The 3,802-nt window shown below is 56.3% G+C and carries 2 protein-coding genes; one reads left to right on the forward strand and one right to left on the reverse strand.

Going from position 1 to position 3,802, the window contains the following annotated elements:
* Positions 1-28: 28 nt before the first annotated feature.
* On the forward strand, positions 29-3,031 hold the full coding sequence (locus tag H9X91_RS13885) for an S-layer homology domain-containing protein (RefSeq protein WP_204805855.1): 3,003 nt from the start codon (positions 29-31) through the stop codon (positions 3,029-3,031).
* Between the two features lie 90 nt (positions 3,032-3,121).
* On the opposite strand, the gene H9X91_RS13890 is transcribed toward H9X91_RS13885, so the two are convergent.
* Positions 3,122-3,670 (reverse strand): hypothetical protein, encoded by a 549-nt coding sequence (locus tag H9X91_RS13890; RefSeq protein WP_204805856.1) that lies wholly within the window; start codon positions 3,668-3,670, stop codon positions 3,122-3,124.
* Between the last annotated feature and the right edge of the window lie 132 nt (positions 3,671-3,802).

Here is a 3,802-nt window from a genome sequence, read left to right on the forward strand (position 1 = left end):
CGAAAACTCAAAAGGAGGAGAAATCCGAATGAAGAAGTTCCTTTCTCTGGTGCTTGCTCTGGTGATGACCATGTCCCTGGTCACCGTCAGCGCCGGCGCCAAGGACTTCACGGACGACAGCGAGATCACCTACAAAGAAGCTGTGGATGTGATCTCCGCCCTGGGCGTTGTCGACGGTTATTCCGGCGGCGACTTCCGGCCCGATGATGTCCTGACCCGTGGCGCGGCCGCCAAGATCATCTGCAACCTGATCCTGGGCCCCACCACTGCCTCCGCTCTGAGCGCCGGCACCGCTCCCTTCAAGGATGTCCCCGTGACCAACACCTTCGCGGGCTACATCACCTACTGCTCTCAGCAGGGCATCATCAGCGGCTATGCTGATGGCACCTTCCGTCCCACCGGCACTCTGAGCGGCAACGCGTTCATGAAGATGCTGCTGGGCGCCCTGGGCTATGACAGCAAGATCGAGAACTACACCGGCGCCAACTGGACTGTTTCCGTGATCAAGCAGGCTGTTGGTATCGGCCTGGACGACGGCAACGACGAGTTTGTGGGCTCCAAGGCCGTGACTCGTCAGGAAGCCGCCCTGTACGCCTTCAACATGCTGCAGGCCACCATGGTGGAGTATGACCAGCAGAACACCATCGTTGTGGGCGATATCACCATCAACACCACTTCCAGCCGGAAGGATGTTACCAACAACGACGCCAACGAGACCATTGCCAACGACAACAAGATGCAGTTCGCCGAGCGTTACTTCGACGATCTGAAGCTGTCCGACGGCACTGATGATTTCGCCCGTCCCGCCAACGTGTGGCGCCTGAAGGCCGAGAAGATCGGCACCTACGCCAAGGAGGCCGACGCCTCTTACACCGCCAAGGTTGCCGTGGACGACATCTATGCCGACCTGGACCTGGGCAGCAGCGTGGACAAGAAGGACGTCACTGTCTATGAGGATGGCGATGAGCTGAAGGATAAGGCCGTTGCCATCACCAAGAATGACGACGACACCGAGTTTGGCGCCAACGGCGTTCTGACCGAGGTCTTCTATGACGATGACGACGACACCGTCGTAATCACCATGGTGAACACCTATGTGGGCACCATCAACCGCTCCGTGGCCGCCAAGGGCAACAAGGCCGCCTATGTGGAGATCGCTCCCGATAGCGACGTGAAGCCTGCTGGCGTGAACGGCATCCAGGACTTCGAGACCGCCGAGTCCTTCGAGGACGACGCCTATGTCCTGTACACCTACTCTCAGTCCGCCGAGGAGGTCAAGTCCGTGGCTCTGGCTGAGGAGGTCACCGGCACCGTGACCCGCGCGGAGAACAATGCCAAGGATGAGGACGAGCGCAAGGCTCTGACCATCAACGGCACCCGTTACACTGCTTCCAAGAACATCGCTGGTGAGGACATCGGCAATGTCAGCGTGGACGAGGACTATGACGTCTATCTGGACGCCTATGGCTACCTGATTTATGTCGAGGAAGTCGACGAAATCGGCGACTACGCTCTGCTGATTGATACCCAGGACAAGAAGAACTTCTCCAACAACCGTGCTCTGCTGGTGTTTGCGGATGGCACCGAGAAGATCGTCGATACCACCGAGAACTACACCTCTAACAATGCCGATGATTATATTCCCAACGGCACTATCGTCACCTACCGTGTCGATGAGGATGGTGACTACACCCTGAAGGCTGTCAAGGCGACTCTCACCAGCGAGAACATCCCCACTGACACCACGATCGGTGACTATACCAGCGCCAACAAGAATTTCTCCATGGCGAATGATAAGGCCACTGTCACGCTGTATAGCGGCAAGACCGTGACCACCAACAGCAGCACCGTATTCGTGGTGTACAACGACACCAGCGACGATTATACGGTCTACACCGGCATCAAGAACGCTCCCAGCATTGACGGCACTGCCTCTGCTGTTGAGTCCTATGCTTACTGCAAGAGCGGCAAGATGGCTACCATCATGTTCGTGTTCGTGCAGAATGGCTCTGCTATTGAGGACGACAGCAACAGCACTCTGTTCCTGGCTAAGGAGTCCGTCTCCAACCTGATCCACGACAAGGACGGCGACTACTTCGAGTATCAGGCCATCGTCAACGGCGAGGTTCAGACTGTCAAGGTCGACGAGAGCCTGGGCAAGAACCTCAACGGTATGTACAAGAACTACTCCGTTGACAAGTACGGCGTCATCACCAAGGTTTCCACCAACGGTGCGAACGGCTATACGGCCTTCACTGACGGCGAGGGCGACTCCGGCAAGGAGTACCTGACCGGCGCAGGCATCGACAAGATCTCCGCCGATTACACCGTCCTGCTGGATACCGTGAACCACAAAGATAATGCCAACTACACCATCACTGTGGCCGACGACGCCAAGATCTTCTACGTGGATGAGGATGGCAACATTGAGGCCAGCTCTTACCGTGCTATCGCCAAGGACAGCAATGACAAGGTCTATGCTGTTGTGGACGAGTACCTGGTCGAGTTCCTGGTGATCGAGGAAGTAGACGACAAGAAGCCCTCTACTCCCGAGCTGAGCGATGAGATCGAGGTCATTGATGTCAACATTGGTGCTCCCACGACCATCGAGTTCTATGTCGAGTCTGGCAAGGCCACTTCTCTGACCGACCGTGATATCCGTGCGATCCTGACCGATGCGGGCTGCACCAGCATCAAGAAGGACGGCACTACTGGCTGGAGCTTTGTCTATGATGACATGGAGTACACCAGTGTCAAGGTGAATGAAACGCAGGTCTATGAGGTAACCTTCACGACTGCTGATTCTAAGGTCACAGTGGCGCCGGTTACTGTGTATCTGGCAAAGGATCTGACTGCCAAAGTTTCTGTGACCAACGGTTATGCTGATTGGGATACTGTGAGAACTTGGACAGACAGCAGCAACATGGTGACCTGTGGAACCGCTACTGGTACTGGTACTGTTCAGAGCTTCACCGTTACTGGTACTGCCAACATCACTGCTGACTGCACGGTCAGCCTGCAGTGGTCTTGATTTGCGGCATTAATAAAGGGCCATTACTGCAAGGATTCTGTGTGAAAAATCCCCCCGGGCTATTGCCCGGGGGGATTTCCTTGCCTATTCTCACTTCGCACCCCAAATTTCCAAAGCCGTTCCGGCTTTAAGGGTGTGTCCATTGTTGACGATCATCCGGACATAGGTAAGGTTGGAAAACTGGTATCCCACATCCCGCATCTCTCCCTCACAGAGATCTATAACAGTAGCCCGATTCCTGGGATCAAATAGTGGGTAGAGCACCATGTGTCCCAGACTGGCATGCTGAGCCCGGTCGGCGGAGGTGTTGCCGCTGAGCACGCACATCACCGCGTTGGACCCGCAGGCGTAGACCGTCACCACCGCCCCGCTGTCCGTGTACGGATCTGCCACCAGATGGACCTCCCGCCAGGCAGACCAGTCCACACCATCCAGCCGGAATTCGCATGTGGTCCCCGAAGCAGAGGCCTTTAGGGTCCCCAATAGCCGCCCTCCGGCTTTTTGGCTGAGTGATTCCAGTGTGTCCGCCTGCGCTTTCAAGGCGGCGTCGATCTTGCTGTTATCGCTGTTAAAATTTTCCATCAGGATCCGGTCCGTGGCTTCCCACTGGCTGAGTCCATAGTTTGCTGTCTGATTCAAAAACATCCCCCTTTCACGGGGGTCCCCGCCCGGAGGGCAAACGGCCAAAGCCTCCGGGCGGCGGAACATTCCCCGCACTACCTCCGGTAGTGCGGGGAAAAGTTGCATCCGTCAGTGCAGCAGAAAAACTTT

This window comes from Oscillibacter valericigenes, assembly GCF_016902445.1.
GTDB lineage: Bacteria > Bacillota > Clostridia > Oscillospirales > Oscillospiraceae > Oscillibacter > Oscillibacter avistercoris.